The sequence below is a fragment of the Stenotrophomonas sp. YJH_SMC_36 genome (assembly GCF_059369935.1).
In genome coordinates, this window is record NZ_JCAFTD010000006.1 from 295,695 (window position 1) to 309,218 (window position 13,524).

Annotated in this window: 14 protein-coding genes; 11 read left to right on the forward strand and 3 right to left on the reverse strand. The window is 66.1% G+C overall.

From position 1 onward, the window contains the following. Positions 1-83: 83 nt before the first annotated feature. Positions 84-857: a hypothetical protein gene (locus AC5P76_RS13515; RefSeq protein WP_253119944.1), complete on the reverse strand. Its 774-nt coding sequence runs from the start codon at positions 855-857 to the stop codon at positions 84-86. A 162-nt stretch (positions 858-1,019) separates the two neighbouring features. Further along, positions 1,020-3,398: a phosphoenolpyruvate synthase gene (ppsA, locus tag AC5P76_RS13520; RefSeq protein WP_253119942.1), complete on the reverse strand. Its 2,379-nt coding sequence runs from the start codon at positions 3,396-3,398 to the stop codon at positions 1,020-1,022. Between the two features lie 145 nt (positions 3,399-3,543). On the opposite strand from ppsA, the gene ppsR reads away from it, so the two are divergent. The 5 genes from ppsR (at position 3,544) to AC5P76_RS13545 (ending at position 7,787) form a co-directional block, all read left to right on the forward strand. Further along, positions 3,544-4,365, forward strand: a complete 822-nt coding sequence (gene ppsR, locus AC5P76_RS13525; protein ID WP_053517875.1) for a posphoenolpyruvate synthetase regulatory kinase/phosphorylase PpsR — start codon at positions 3,544-3,546, stop codon at positions 4,363-4,365. Positions 4,366-4,542: 177 nt separating this feature from the next. Further along, a complete protein-coding gene (locus AC5P76_RS13530; RefSeq protein ID WP_053517876.1) occupies positions 4,543-5,055 on the forward strand; it encodes a DUF1249 domain-containing protein in 513 nt (170 codons plus the stop codon). Between the two features lie 40 nt (positions 5,056-5,095). Then, on the forward strand, positions 5,096-5,584 hold the full coding sequence (locus AC5P76_RS13535) for an NUDIX hydrolase (protein ID WP_053517878.1): 489 nt from the start codon (positions 5,096-5,098) through the stop codon (positions 5,582-5,584). A 93-nt stretch (positions 5,585-5,677) separates the two neighbouring features. Then, entirely contained in the window at positions 5,678-6,310 is a 633-nt protein-coding gene (locus AC5P76_RS13540) for a DUF2239 family protein (protein ID WP_111187038.1), read from the forward strand. Between the two features lie 115 nt (positions 6,311-6,425). Next, complete coding sequence (locus tag AC5P76_RS13545) at positions 6,426-7,787, forward strand: MATE family efflux transporter (RefSeq protein WP_253119940.1); 1,362 nt, start codon at positions 6,426-6,428, stop codon at positions 7,785-7,787. 98 nt (positions 7,788-7,885) lie between these two features. Here the strand turns inward: AC5P76_RS13545 and AC5P76_RS13550 are convergent, their stop codons facing one another. Beyond that, positions 7,886-8,536 (reverse strand): class I SAM-dependent methyltransferase, encoded by a 651-nt coding sequence (locus AC5P76_RS13550; RefSeq protein WP_253119938.1) that lies wholly within the window; start codon positions 8,534-8,536, stop codon positions 7,886-7,888. Positions 8,537-8,879: 343 nt separating this feature from the next. On the opposite strand from AC5P76_RS13550, the gene AC5P76_RS13555 reads away from it, so the two are divergent. The 6 genes from AC5P76_RS13555 (at position 8,880) to AC5P76_RS13580 (ending at position 12,790) form a co-directional block, all read left to right on the forward strand. Next, complete coding sequence (locus tag AC5P76_RS13555) at positions 8,880-9,494, forward strand: CDP-alcohol phosphatidyltransferase family protein (protein ID WP_253119935.1); 615 nt, start codon at positions 8,880-8,882, stop codon at positions 9,492-9,494. Positions 9,495-9,516: 22 nt separating this feature from the next. Continuing rightward, positions 9,517-10,593: a class III poly(R)-hydroxyalkanoic acid synthase subunit PhaE gene (gene phaE / locus AC5P76_RS13560; RefSeq protein ID WP_253119933.1), complete on the forward strand. Its 1,077-nt coding sequence runs from the start codon at positions 9,517-9,519 to the stop codon at positions 10,591-10,593. Between the two features lie 3 nt (positions 10,594-10,596). Further along, positions 10,597-11,670, forward strand: a complete 1,074-nt coding sequence (locus AC5P76_RS13565) for a class III poly(R)-hydroxyalkanoic acid synthase subunit PhaC (RefSeq protein ID WP_053517887.1) — start codon at positions 10,597-10,599, stop codon at positions 11,668-11,670. A gap of 32 nt (positions 11,671-11,702) precedes the next feature. Beyond that, complete coding sequence (locus tag AC5P76_RS13570) at positions 11,703-12,074, forward strand: YfeK family protein (RefSeq protein WP_053517888.1); 372 nt, start codon at positions 11,703-11,705, stop codon at positions 12,072-12,074. 63 nt (positions 12,075-12,137) lie between these two features. Beyond that, entirely contained in the window at positions 12,138-12,341 is a 204-nt protein-coding gene (locus tag AC5P76_RS13575) for a PspC domain-containing protein (protein WP_074899197.1), read from the forward strand. 11 nt (positions 12,342-12,352) lie between these two features. Next, positions 12,353-12,790: a hypothetical protein gene (locus AC5P76_RS13580; protein ID WP_164153109.1), complete on the forward strand. Its 438-nt coding sequence runs from the start codon at positions 12,353-12,355 to the stop codon at positions 12,788-12,790. Positions 12,791-13,524 lie beyond the last annotated feature (734 nt).

Sequence of the window (13,524 nt, forward strand, 5' to 3'; positions counted from 1 at the left end):
CTCAAGAACGCCAGAAACGAAAAACCCCGCAGAGGCGGGGTTGCATGCGAGCAGATTATCGACATGGCGGGATGAACGTGGTGTCAGCCGCCTTCGATCAATGCGCCTGTACCCTTGAGCAGCGAGCGTAGTCCTTGCACCAGATGCGGTTCTACCGTGCTGAGCCAGAGGCGGCCGGGCACCAGTTCGTCCAAGGTGCAGCCGGGGCTACCTTGCAGTATCCCCGCCAGTGTCTTGCCGGGCGCGACGGGCGCACCCAGCTGCGCTGGATTCAGCAGGCTAAGGGGGAAAATGTTGCGGGCCCTGTGCAGGCGCACCTCCGACGAGGCGTCATACCAGATCTGGTTGCGGTCTTCTTCATCCTGCGGCTGTGTTCCATCACAGTAGCCACAGATGTAGGCCTCCGGGCTGCGCTCAAAGGGTGGGTGGGTGACGTAGCCGAAGTCCCAGTCATACAGGGCGATCAGCCCCACCAGGAGCTCGCGGAAGGACTGCGGTTCCAGAGGGAAGCGAGCATCCTTAGAGAACAGAACGAATTCCGTCCCAAGCTCGTGACTGGAGTGGAAATCCACTGAGGCCATCAGATCGTAGGCGGGCGCGTCACTTCCCTTGGGTACAGCGACAACACTGAGGAAAGTCAGCTCGTTGAAGCCACTGGCCAGAAGTCTTCGATGTGCTGCATTGCCCAGCTTCGCCAAATTGCTGCTGTGGCCCTTCCCGTCAGACGCAAAGTAGGTGGCTTGAACTCCACGCTCTTCGAGCATGGATATCGCTAGCTCATGAAATTTCTGGAAATCCTGCGCTCCTGCCAGTGGGCCGGAGTAGTTGAACAGTCCAAGCGCGAAGGGGATGGTCATGAGGCGAATGTTGCCGGGAAGTGATTTCAGTCCTCGCAGTGTGCGTCGGCCAAGTCAGGGCGCCTACTGGAATAGTTGCAAATGTCGTATCGGGCCCGTAGGTCCTCCCCAAAAGCAGAAACCCCGCCGAGGCGGGGTTTCTGTTTTCAGCTTGTGGTTGGATCAGCCGTTGGCCTTCAGCTTAGCCAGGCGCAGCCAGGTATCGACCACGGTGTCCGGGTTCAGCGACACCGATTCAATGCCTTCCTGCATCAGCCATTCGGCCAGGTCCGGGTGATCGGACGGGCCTTGGCCACAGATGCCGACGTACTTGCCCTTGGCCCGTGCCGACTTGATCGCCATCGACAGCAGCTTCTTCACTGCCGGGTTACGTTCGTCGAACAGATGGGCGACGATCGACGAGTCGCGGTCCAGGCCCAGGGTGAGCTGGGTCAGGTCGTTGGAGCCGATCGAGAAGCCGTCGAAGATCTCCAGGAACTCATCGGCGAGCAGTGCGTTGGACGGCACTTCGCACATCATGATGATCTTCAGGCCGTTCTCGCCCTGCTTCAGCCCGTTCTGGGCGAGGACTTCCACCACCTTGCGGCCTTCTTCCAGCGTGCGCACGAACGGAATCATGACCCAGAGGTTGTCCAGGCCCATTTCGTTGCGCACGCGCAGTACGGCCTTGCACTCCAGCGCGAAGGCAGCCGAGAAGCTCGGATCGACATAACGGCTGGCGCCGCGGAAGCCGATCATCGGGTTCTCTTCGTGCGGCTCGTAGTTGCTGCCGCCGATCAGGTTGGCGTACTCGTTGGACTTGAAGTCCGACAGACGCACGATCACCGGGTTCGGCGCGACCGACGCGGTGAGGGTGGCGATGCCCTCGGCCAGGCGGTCCACGTAGAAGCTGACCGGGTCGCCATAGCCGGCGATCTTCTCGTCGATCTTCTTCTTCGTTGCCGCGTCCTGGCGGTCGTACTCCAGCAGCGCGTTCGGATGGATGCCGATGTGGCTGGCGATGATCATTTCCAGGCGCGCCAGGCCGATGCCGGCGTTCGGCAGCTGGCCGAAGTCGAAGGCACGTTCCGGGTTCGCCACGTTCATCATGATCTTCAGCGGAGCCGGCGGCATGTTGCCCAGATCGGTGGTGGTGCGCTCAAAGCCGAGCTTGCCTTCGTAGATGAAGCCGGTATCGCCTTCAGCGCAGCTGACGGTGACCAGCTGGCCGTCTTCGATGACCTTGGTGGCGTTGCCCGAGCCGACCACGGCCGGTACGCCCAGTTCGCGGGCGATGATCGCGGCGTGGCAGGTACGGCCACCGCGGTTGGTGACGATGGCCGAAGCGCGCTTCATCACCGGTTCCCAATCGGGATCGGTCATGTCGGCAATCAGCACGTCGCCCGGCTGCACGCGGTTCATGTCGTCCAGCGTCTTCACCACGCGGGCCACGCCCGAACCGATCTTGGCGCCCACGGCACGGCCTTCGGCCAACACGTTACCGCCCTTCTCGGTCAGCGCGAAGCGCTCGATCTGGGTGGCGTGGCTGCGCGACTTCACCGTCTCCGGGCGCGCCTGCACGATGAACAGCTTGCCGCTGACACCGTCCTTGGCCCACTCGATATCCATCGGGCGGCCGTAGTGCTTTTCGATCACCAGCGCCTGCTTGGCCAGTTCCTGCACGTCCTCGTCGCTGATCGAGAAGGTGTTGCGCAGTTCGGCCGGAGTGTCCTCGATCCTGACGCGCTCGCCGGGAACGTCCGAGTAAACCATGCGGATCGCCTTGCTGCCGAGCGAGCGGCGCAGGATCGCCGGCTTGCCGGCCTGCAGGGTGGGCTTGTAGACGTAGTACTCGTCCGGGTTGACCGCGCCCTGCACGACCATTTCGCCCAGGCCGAAGGACGAGGTGACGAACACCACGTCGCGGAAGCCCGATTCGGTATCCAGGGTGAACAGCACGCCGGAGGAACCCACGCCCGAGCGCACCATCAGCTGCACGCCGGCGGACAGGAACACGTCCTCATGCTTGAAGCCGTGGTGTACGCGGTAGGCGATGGCGCGGTCGTTGTACAGCGAAGCGAACACTTCCTTGACCTTGTGCACGACATCGTCGGCACCGGTGACGTTGAGGAAGGTTTCCTGCTGGCCGGCAAACGAGGCATCCGGCAGGTCTTCGGCGGTGGCCGAAGAGCGCACCGCCACGGCCACGTCGCCGCCGCCGTTCTCGGCGCTCAGCTTGGCGTACGCGGTCCGGATGTCCTGGTCCAGCTGCGGCTGCAGCGGAGCGTCGATGACCCAGCCACGGATTTCCTTGCCGGCCGCGGTCAGCGCGGTAACGTCCTCGACGTCCAGCGTGGCCAGCTTGTCGAAGATGCGCTTGGACAGATCGTTGTGCGCGATGAAGTCCTTGAAGGCTTCAGCGGTGGTGGCATAACCGCCTGGCACCGACACGCCCAGACCGGCCAGATTGCCGATCATCTCGCCCAGCGACGAATTCTTGCCGCCTACGCGGGCCAGGTCGGCCAGACGCAGTTCGTGCAACCACAGGATGTTCTCGTTCAAGCGCGATGCTCCGTTTGGCCATCGCCCGAGGCGGGCTGTAATGGCCGCGTCCGTAGGAAGAAGCCGATATGATGCCGGGCAGAGTACCGTCGGCACAAGCTTGTGCTGGCGGCCTTTTTAGGCTTCGTAGGGGGTAAAAGCGCGCATGTCGACCATCCGCCCGGTGTTCTATGTTTCCGATGGAACCGGTATCACCGCTGAAACCATTGGACATAGCCTGCTGACCCAGTTCTCCGGGTTCAGCTTCATTACCGATCGCATGTCGTTCGTCGATGACCCCGAAAAGGCCCGTGAAGCCTGTGCCCGGATCCAGGCGGCGGGGGAGCGCTACCAGGTCCGGCCGATCGTGGTGAACTCCTGCGTGGACCAGAGCCTGAGCCTGATCCTGGCAGACAGCGGGGCGCTGATGCTGGACGTGTTCGCGCCGTTCATCGAGCCGCTGGAGCGGGAACTGTCCAGCCCGCGCTTGGCCCGGGTCGGCCAGGCCCACGGCATGGTCGATTTCGACACCTACCACCGCCGCATCAATGCGATGAACTTCGCCTTGACCCACGACGACGGCATCGCGGTGAACTACGACGATGCCGACGTGATCCTGGTGGCGGTGTCGCGGGCCGGCAAGACCCCGACCTGCATCTACCTGGCCCTGCACTACGGGGTGCGCGCAGCCAACTACCCGCTGACCGATGAAGACCTGGAAAGCGACCGCCTGCCTGCGCGGCTGCGCAACTACCGGCGGAAGCTGTTCGGCCTGACCATCGACCCGGACAGGCTGCAGCAGATCCGCCAGGAGCGCCGGCCGAACTCGCGCTACGCCAATCTGGAAACCTGCCGGCGCGAAGTGGCTGCGGCCGAGACCATGTTCCGCATGGAGAGGATTCCGACCCTGAGCACCACGCACACTTCCATCGAGGAAATCTCCAGCAAGGTGCTGGGCACGCTGGGGCTGCAGCGCGAAATGTACTGATCCTCTCCCGGCGGCGCCGGCGATGCCGGGCCACGCTTGATGGCTGCGCTGCGTGCTCGCCGGGCATGCCCCAGCGCTACCCGTCGGCGCGTGGCTGGACAGGGACGATCGCGGCCGGTGGGTTGGCTGCGGCGTGAACCGCCCCCACGTTGAACCACCAACGTGTAGGATCGACCCATGGCCCGAGCCTTGCCCCGAACCGAACGCATTCCCCGCCTGAGCCGGCTGAGCTGGCTCATGGGCCTGTATGCGGAAAACTACCGGCACCTGGTGCGCCTGTTCGCACCGGCCGAGCTGGTTGCGGGCAGCTACATCTCTTCGGTGGGTGATGGCCTGGATGTGCGCCTGGACGTGATCGAGTGCCATCGCTACACCGTCGAACTGCGCCTGACCTACGACCTGGCCGACCCGGTGACCGGCGAGCCGGACCCGTCGGCCTATGTGCGCCTGTACCGCGACGCACGCCAGGCTGAAACCACCCATTGCTACGTCGGCCGCCGCTGGCAGGACACCATGGGGCTGTATCCGCCGCCGGCCGAACTGATCAGCCACCGCATGCGGATGAACACCTTCCTCGGCAAGTGGCTGGAATACCTGGCCGAGCGTGGCCATGGCGTGGCCACCCTGCGTCGCGATCCGGACGGCAGCGCGGCAGCCGATGGCGAGCGTCGCCTGTCGCTGGTGCGCTGATCGGCCATAATCCGGGGCTGACCTGCCGCCGGATGCCGCCATGCCGTATACCCCGATCGTCGCCACCCTGGGCTATGTGCTTTCGCCCGACGGGCGCCAGGTGCTGATGATCCATCGCAATACCCGTCCCGGCGACCACCATCTGGGCAAGTACAACGGCCTGGGGGGCAAGATCGAGCCGAGCGAGGACGTGGCAGCCGGCATGCGCCGCGAAATCGCAGAGGAGGCTGGCATCGCGTGTACCTCGATGCGTCTGCGCGGCACCATCAGCTGGCCGGGTTTCGGCAAGCACGGTGAGGACTGGTTCGGGTTCGTGTTCGTGATCGATGGCTTTGAAGGCAGCCCGCATGGCGGCAACCATGAGGGCACGCTGGAGTGGGTGGACCTGGACAAGCTCGACACGCTGCCGATGTGGGAGGGCGACCGCAATTTCCTGCCGCTGGTGTTCGATGCGGATCCGCGTCCATTCCACGGGGTGATGCCGTACAAGGACGGACGCATGCAGAGCTGGTCGTTCAGCAGGCTGTGAGCCGCGTCGAGGCAGTGCGGATTAATACCCGGGTGATATTGACGCCATAAAATTGCCCGGGTAATATTTCCGCATCGCCCCGGTGCCCGTGCCATGTCCAATGCTCCCCTTCCGCCGTTCAGCTGCTTCGACGGTCATCGACTTGTCGCTTCCGGTACGCCGGACGTCGCCGCGCTGGCGCTCAGGCAGCTGCGTGCCGATGCGGCTGCCGGCCCGCTGCTGGTGTTCGACAACGCCACCGGCCTGACCCGGGATTTCGACACGCGTGGCAGCGTCGCGCAGCTGCTGGTGCGTATCGCCCAGGCCTTCCCGGCATCACGCGCGGACGCCGATGTGCAGACGGCGGCCACCGATGAGCCGGTGGTGGCGCGCGGGCGCGGGCGACCGAAACTGGGTGTGGTCGCGCGCGAGGTCACGCTGCTGCCGCGTCATTGGACCTGGTTGGCCGGACAGCCGGGCGGCGCCTCGGTGGCGCTGCGGCGGCTGGTGGAAGCGGCCAGCCGGGCCGGTGCCGATCTGGACCGGCAGCGCCGCAACGCCGAGCGCGCGTATCACTTCCTGCAGACCATCGGCGGCGATCTGCCCGGCTTCGAGGAAGCCACGCGTGCGCTGTTCGCGCACGACCGCGCGCGCCTGCAGGCTGTGCTGGAAAGCTGGCCTGTCGACGTACGCAGCCACGCTTTGCGTCTGGCCTTCGACGAACCTGCCGGCAGCACCGACGACTGACCTGCCGCCCCGCACATGCAAGCGGCCGCGCTGACCGCGGGCCGTTACTCCTCCCACCTGCGTCTCCTGCTGGCCCCTTGGCCGGGCAGGGCAACGCCTTGCCCATGGAATGCCCATGAATCCCCCATCACTGTCCGCAGCGCCTGTGTCGCCCCCCCTGTGGCGCGCCTATCTCGGGTTGCTGCTGCCGATGCTGTTGACCAACGCCCTGCAGCTGGCCTCCGGGACGCTCGACAACATCTACCTCGGCCACCTGCTCGGTGCACATGCGGTGGCCGCAGCGGCAGCGGTGTTTCCGATGTTCTTCCTGTTGCTGGCCCTGGCAATGGGCCTGGCTACGGGCGCCACGGTGCTGATCGGGCAGGCGTGGGGCTGCGGTGATGTGGTGCGGGTGCGGCGGGTCGCCGGAACGGCGATCGCACTGATGCTGGCGGTGTCGTTGCTGGTGATGGTGGTCGGCAACCTGTTCGCACCGCAGCTGCTGCAGGCGCTCGGCACACCGGCGCCGATCCTGGGTGAGGCCATCGCCTACGCGCGCATCATGCTGAGCGGCGTGCCGGTGATCTTCCTGCTCTGGCTGGCAACGTCGGTCAGCCGCGCGGTGGGCGATGCGATGTCGCCGCTGCACGCGTTGCTGATCGCCACCTTGATCGGCCTGCTGTGTACACCCTTGCTGATCGTCGGTGCTGCAGGCCTGCCGAGGATGGGAGCAGCCAGCGCCGCATTCTCCGCGGTGCTGGCTTCCACGCTGGCGTTGGCCTGGCTGTCGTGGCGCTGGCGCCGACAGGGGCATCCGCTGGCACCCGACCGTAATCTGCTGCGTGCGGTGCGCGTGGATGCGGTCACGGCGCGATCAATGTTGCGGATCGGGGTGCCGTCGTCGCTGCAGATGCTCAGCCTGGCCGTTGCCGAAATCGTACTGCTGGGCTGGATCAACCGGCACGGGTACTTGGCGACCGCCGCCTATGGCGCGGTCAACCAGCTGATGAGCTGGGTGCAGCTGCTGGCGATGTCGCTGGGCATCACCGCCACTGTACTGGCTGCGCACGCGATGGGCGCAGGGCGCGTGGCGCGGCTGCCTGCGATCGCCCGCACCGGTGCGTGGCTGGGGGGCGGGCTGCTGGCTGCGGTGGTGGGGCTGGTGATGCTGTCGGCACCGTGGCTGGTCGGCCTGATCCTGGACGCACCGGATGTACGCGCGCTGGCGACAGAGCAGCTGCGCACGGTGGCCTGGGGCGTGCTGGCAATGGGCGGCGCCTCGGTGCTGGTGGGCGTGATGCGCGGCAGCGGCACGGTCGTGTGGCCGGCGCTGCTCGGAATGGCGGCCATCGTGCTGCTGGAACTGCCGCTGGCGGCCTGGCTGCATGCGCGGCATGGCCTGGCGGGACTGTGGTGGGCCTGGCCGCTGGGACTGGTGATGATGCTGGTGCTGCAGCTGTTCTGCTTCGCCGGTTGGCGGCGCCGGATTGCCGGCTGAGCGCCTGGGCGCCTGGCCGCTGCGCTCGCCGGGCATGGCCCGGCGCTACCGGGCCGGCATCCTTGAGGTAGCGCCGGGCCATCCCCGACGGAAAACGATCACTGCCGGTGCGCCAGCAGCAGATGGAAGTGCTTCTCGCGCTGCTGGCCATCGTTGCCTTCCGCGGTTTCACGGTGTGCCCGCCAGGCCGAAACACGGAAGCCCGAGATCCGCAGCGCGCGTTCCACCGCCTCCAGTTCGTGCAGGTGGAAGGTCGAGGCAAACGGCAGACCGCGCATGAAAGTGGCATCGCCGAATGCCAGGCACAGGCGGCCGCCAGGGCGCAGCACCCGCGCCAGTTCGTCCAGCACCGGCGCCAGGTTCGGCCAGAAGTAGAGGGTGTTTACGCTCAGCGCCGCGTCCATGCAGGCATCGGTGACGGGCAGGGCGTGGGCGTCGCCATGGCGCACTTCCGCGCGATCACCCAGGCCGGTCGAGGCCAGTCGCTGGTTGCCGGCCGCAACCATGGCGGTGGACAGTTCGATACCGAGGTAGCGGCTGTTGGCCGCTTGCAGCAGCAGGGGCGCGAACGCGCCATTGCCCGGGCCGATTTCCAGCACGCTCTCGCCTGCAGCGGTCGCGAGCAGGCGGATGGCGGCCTGGTTGAGCGCGCCATTGCTGCGGTTCATCGCGTCGGCCACGTCCAGGGCGTGGTCGCCATGGGGCATCCGCAGTTGAGCGGCCAGGGTGGCTGCGTCCAGCATCGGCATCGTCCGGTGAGGGGATCAGGACGTGGCGACGGCGGGTCCGCCGCTGACCATAGCGCCAGAGAGCCGGCTTGGGAAGGGCGGAAACCCCGCCAGAAGTGATGAGCAAATGTCCACCGTCGCAGTCGGTGAGAACGGGTTGTCCACAGGGGGTGTGGATTACGCGTGGGCAACTTTGTGGATAAGCCTCGACAGGCGCCACCCCCCTAGGCTGTCAAGATGGGTGGCGAAAAATTCACCGCTGGTGACGATGCGTGAGCGACCGGTGAAGGGGGAACGCGGGCCGTGCTGTCGCCAGCGGCTGCGCTCGCGGTAACCTGTGGCCCTTGATGCCCCGTGAGACTTCATGAAACGTCACTTCTCGATGCTGCGCGAGTTCCAGCTGGCGGACTGGTTCACCCTGGCCAACGCCTTCTGCGGCACCGGCGCGGTGTTCGCCGCCATGCGCTTCCTGCAGGATGGCGAGCGTGGCTACCTGCTGTTCGGCATGGCGTTGATCCCGCTGGCCTTCATCTTCGACGCGCTGGACGGCCGCATCGCGCGCTGGCGCAAATCCAGTTCGACGCTGGGCCGCGAGCTGGATTCGCTGTCCGACGTGATCTCCTTCGGCGTGGCCCCGGCCGCGCTGGCCTATGCCTGTGGCATGCAGGGCGGGTGGGACTGGCTGGTGCTGAGCTACTTCGTCTGCTGTGGCGTCAGCCGCTTGGCCCGCTACAACGTGACTGCCGAGGCGCTGGCCGGCGACGAGGGCAAGGTGAAGTTTTTCGAGGGCACCCCGATCCCGACCAGCCTGGTGCTGGTGATCGCGCTGGCGATCGCGGCGGGTACCGACGCGATCGGCCCGGACATCTGGCTTGGCCAATGGCAGCTGGGTCCGTGGCAGTTGCATCCGATGGTGCTGCTGTTCGCCCTGTCCGGGTCGCTGATGATCAGCAAGACCCTGCGTATTCCCAAGCCATGACGGCATCCTGCGGAGGCCTGCGATGACCAGTTCGGCCCATGACGCCGGCAGCAGCGATTTCGAGACTCTGGCCCGGCAGTATTTCGGGGCTTGGGGCGATGCCCTGCGCCATGCCTCCGCCGCCGGTGCGCCGGGCAGCGGCGATGCGGGCAGCTGGCAGCGCCTGTTTGACGGCTGGAGCCAGATGCTGCCCGAGCAGGGGCCGGGAGCGCCGGAGGACGCGGTGCGCCGGTTCCGCGAGCAGGCGGGCAGCTGGTACGGCACGATGCAGGAGGTCGCCAGCCGCTTCGCCGGACGCGACGCCAGCAGCGCAGAAGTGGCACAGGCCTGGCGTGAGGCAGTGCAGGGCCAGGGGGATGGCCTGCTGCAATGGATGCTGCAGGGCGCGCGCGGCAGCACCCAGGCCGGCGGTTCGTTGCCGGAGTTCGCCAACTGGCTGCAGCAATGGCAGCTGCAGGCGGGCCCGTGGCTGCAGAGCCCCGCCTTCGGTCCCGGCCGTGAACACCAGGCGCGCTGGCAGGCCCTGCTGCGCGCGCAGGAGGATTACCAGCAGCAGTCACGCGCCTATGTCGAACAGATCCGGCAGGCGTTGGACGAGGCCTTCGACCTGTTCGAGCAGCGGCTGGCCCAGCATGAGCAGCCCGGCAGCCAGTTGACCAGCGCGCGGGCGATGTTCGACCTGTGGATCGAGGCGGCCGAAGAGGCTTACGCCAAGGTGGCCCTGTCCGAGCCGTTCCAGCAGGTCTATGCCGACCTCGGCAACGCACAGATGCGCCTGCGCGCTGGGCTGCAGCGCGAAGTGGAGCAGGTAAGCGAGCGGATCGGCCTGCCGACCCGTTCCGAAATGGATGCCGCGCACCGTCGCATTGCCGAGCTGGAGCGCAGCCTGCGTCGCCTGCAGGCGCAGGTGACGGTGCTGGCGGGTACGGCGACGGTGGATCCGGCCGCACAGCCGGCCCCGGCCAGGGTGAAGCCTGGCACTCGCAGGGCGGCCGCGAAGAAGGCGGCGCCAACGCCGAAGGCTGCAGTCAAGAAGGCTGCTGCAAAGCGTGCGCCAGCCAGGAAGGCGACCTCCCGTACTTCCTCGCGGAAAACATGACCGATGAAGGGACCTCTGGGCTTCAATGCCGATGACCTGATGCAGGAGACCCTGGCCATGCAGCGCAAGCTGATGGAAGGGCTGAAGCTGCTGCCACAGGTGGAAGATGTCGATTACGGGGTGACCGCCCGCGAGGAAGTCTGGCGTGATGGCAAGGTGGTGCTCTATCGCTTCGTCGGCGAACAGGCACCGACCCGGCGGACGCCGCTGCTGATCGTCTACGCACTGGTCAACCGCCCCTACATGGTTGACCTGCAGGCCGATCGCTCGCTGGTGCAGAAGCTGCTGGCACTGGGGCAGGACGTGTACGTGCTGGACTGGGGCTACCCGGATCGATCCGAACGGTTCCAGACGCTGGAGGACTACCTGCTGCGCTACATCGAGGGCGCGGTGGATGCCCTGCGCGCGCGCAGCGGCGGCCCGGTGGACCTGCTCGGCATCTGCCAGGGCGGTGTGTTCGCGCTGTGCTATGCGGCGCTGCGCCGGCAGAAGCTGGGCAAGCTGATCACCATGGTGACGCCCGTTGATTTCCACACCGCCGACAACATGCTCTCGCACTGGGCGCGGCAGGTGGACGTGGACCTGCTGGTGGACACGCTGGGCAACATCCCGGCCGACCTGATGAATGCCAGTTACCTGATGCTCAAGCCGTTCCGCCTGAACGTGCAGAAGTACGTGGGCCTGCTGGACATCCTCGATGACAAGGCCGCGCTGGAGGATTTCCTGCGCATGGAGAAATGGATCTTCGATTCGCCGGATCTGGCGGGCGAGGCGTTCCGCGACTTCATCAAGCAGTTCTACCAGGACAACGCGCTGGTGAACGGTACGGTGCGGATCGGCGAGGAAGCTGTGGATCTGTCGCAGGTGACCCTGCCCGTGCTGAACATCTATGCCGAGCAAGACCATCTGGTGCCACCGGATGCGTCGCGCGCGATGCGGGGGCGCCTGGGCACGGAGGACTACACCGAGTCCAGTTTCCGCGGGGGGCATATTGGAATCTACGTGTCCGGACGGGCGCAGCGCGAAGTGCCAGCTACGATTGATGGCTGGTTGAAGGCCCGGGACGGGAAGGGCTAGTCTCAGGCGCTCTGGACGGGCTGGAGCCAAGGATGCTGTCGCACAAATCACTGCTGGTTGCAGCGCTGCTGCTGACCCCTGCATGGGCCCCTGCGGCCCCGGGCCCCGTAGCGCGCGGCGAAATCGCGCAGCTGATCTCCAGCCTGGACGGCTCCCAGTGCCGTTTCCAGCGCAACGGCCGCTGGTACGACGGCAGCAGTGCGCGCGCGCACCTGCAGCGCAAGTACGACTACCTGCTGAAGAAGGACCTGGTGGACAGCGCCGAGCAGTTCATCGAACGCGCCGCTACCCAGAGCAGCATGAGCGGCAAGGCCTACCGCATCCAGTGCCCCGGGCAACCGGAGCAGGCGTCGGCTGCATGGTTCAGCGCACGGCTGCAGGCGCTGCGCCAACGCACGCCGTAGACAGGGGGCGGTGTAGAGTCGAGCCCTGTTCGACTGCCTTATGCACTCCCAGGAGGATCCGCCATGAGTACCGCGCCCCGCACGTTGTCGCGTTCGCTGAACGACCGGATGATCGCCGGGGTGATGGGCGGCATCGCGCATCGCTTCGGCTGGAATTCCACGCTGCTGCGGGTGGTCTTCGTACTGGTGTCGCTGGCATCGGCGGCATTCCCCGGCATCCTGGTCTATCTGATCCTGTGGCTGCTGATTCCCAACGAGGCCGATTGAACCGTCCTGCCATGGTCCGGCCGATCTGGCTGCGTGCGTTGCAGGTGCTGGGTGCAGCCTGGACCGTCCCCAATTCGCTGATCGGCCTGGTCGGAGGCCTGGCCGGGCTGCTGGGCGGTGCGACGGTGCGCTGGAGCGGCCTTGACTGCGCGCTGGTGTTCGACCGCTGGCCCTGGGGTCCCGGCGGGGCGATCACCCTGGGCAACGTGATCCTGCACACCGGGCATGACCTGGGCATTTCCTGCCGCACCTATGCGCATCAGGCGGGGTGGGGCGTGGAACCGCTGATCCGGCTGGATGATCACGAACGTGCGCACGTGTACCAGTACATGGTGCTGGGGCCGTTGTACCTGCCGGTGTACCTGTTGTGCGGTGGGGTGAGTGCGCGCAACCCGTTCGAGCGGGCGGCGGATCATTACGCCCGGTTCGGGCACGGCTGGTGGCCGTAGTCTGCAGCCAACGGCACAGCCCCTCGTGGGCGGCAATGCGCTTTGTCGCCAAATGCAGAACCGGCGGGCTGGTCGGTCGGGTTGGGTTCGCGGGGGTGGCCGCGGCATGCGTGCCGCGGACACCCCCGCGACCCCAACCCGACCGCCCTCTGATAGAGGGCTGTGGCCTGCACCACCCACGGAAAAGAAGAAAGAACAGCAGAAGCCGGTCGCCCGCTGCACGTGCTCGTGTAGAGCCGAGCCTGCGCTCGGCTTCGTGGACTGACCTGAAAGCAGCCGAGCGTGGGCTCGGCTCTACAAAATGCAGCCGGCCAGGCTGCTTTTGCTTTTGATCTTCTTTTTCTTTTCCGTGGGTGAACGTGCCCGAAGAACTGTCAGGGGCCGGGCGGGGTGGGTTCGCGGGACCGTTGGCGCCATGGATGGCGCCATCGAGCCCCCAGGGACGGGTTTACGGCGTGTCCCGCGAACCCACCCCCCGCCCGGCCCAATCACATGAAACGCGTTACACGACCGGCCACGAGGGCTGCGCCGTTGGCGGGAGTTCCTTGGAATTCGTTAGCTGGAAGTTAAAGATCCGTAAGCATTCTGCTGCGATCCCGCCGTCATCTGCATGCAACCGATCGTCATTAGCCTGCGTGACGTTCCAGTCAGGTACGACGCGGTAAGCTCCTCTCCGATGGGCTCGCAGCATCGCTCATCGAGTGCAGTACGCAGTAGCAATTTGGAGGAATACA

What these genes read in the sequence shown, in the direction of transcription:
- AC5P76_RS13565 (WP_053517887.1), top strand. Translation starts at nt 10,597, where the DNA reads ATGAAGGGACCTCTGGGCTTCAATGCCGATGACCTGATGCAGGAGACC.
- AC5P76_RS13570 (WP_053517888.1), top strand. Translation starts at nt 11,703, where the DNA reads ATGCTGTCGCACAAATCACTGCTGGTTGCAGCGCTGCTGCTGACCCCT.
- AC5P76_RS13540 (WP_111187038.1), top strand. Translation starts at nt 5,678, where the DNA reads ATGTCCAATGCTCCCCTTCCGCCGTTCAGCTGCTTCGACGGTCATCGA.
- AC5P76_RS13515 (WP_253119944.1), bottom strand. Translation starts at nt 857, where the DNA reads ATGACCATCCCCTTCGCGCTTGGACTGTTCAACTACTCCGGCCCACTG.
- AC5P76_RS13545 (WP_253119940.1), top strand. Translation starts at nt 6,426, where the DNA reads ATGAATCCCCCATCACTGTCCGCAGCGCCTGTGTCGCCCCCCCTGTGG.
- AC5P76_RS13575 (WP_074899197.1), top strand. Translation starts at nt 12,138, where the DNA reads ATGAGTACCGCGCCCCGCACGTTGTCGCGTTCGCTGAACGACCGGATG.
- ppsR (WP_053517875.1), top strand. Translation starts at nt 3,544, where the DNA reads ATGTCGACCATCCGCCCGGTGTTCTATGTTTCCGATGGAACCGGTATC.
- AC5P76_RS13530 (WP_053517876.1), top strand. Translation starts at nt 4,543, where the DNA reads ATGGCCCGAGCCTTGCCCCGAACCGAACGCATTCCCCGCCTGAGCCGG.
- AC5P76_RS13580 (WP_164153109.1), top strand. Translation starts at nt 12,353, where the DNA reads ATGGTCCGGCCGATCTGGCTGCGTGCGTTGCAGGTGCTGGGTGCAGCC.
- AC5P76_RS13555 (WP_253119935.1), top strand. Translation starts at nt 8,880, where the DNA reads ATGAAACGTCACTTCTCGATGCTGCGCGAGTTCCAGCTGGCGGACTGG.
- phaE (WP_253119933.1), top strand. Translation starts at nt 9,517, where the DNA reads ATGACCAGTTCGGCCCATGACGCCGGCAGCAGCGATTTCGAGACTCTG.
- AC5P76_RS13535 (WP_053517878.1), top strand. Translation starts at nt 5,096, where the DNA reads ATGCCGTATACCCCGATCGTCGCCACCCTGGGCTATGTGCTTTCGCCC.
- AC5P76_RS13550 (WP_253119938.1), bottom strand. Translation starts at nt 8,536, where the DNA reads ATGCCGATGCTGGACGCAGCCACCCTGGCCGCTCAACTGCGGATGCCC.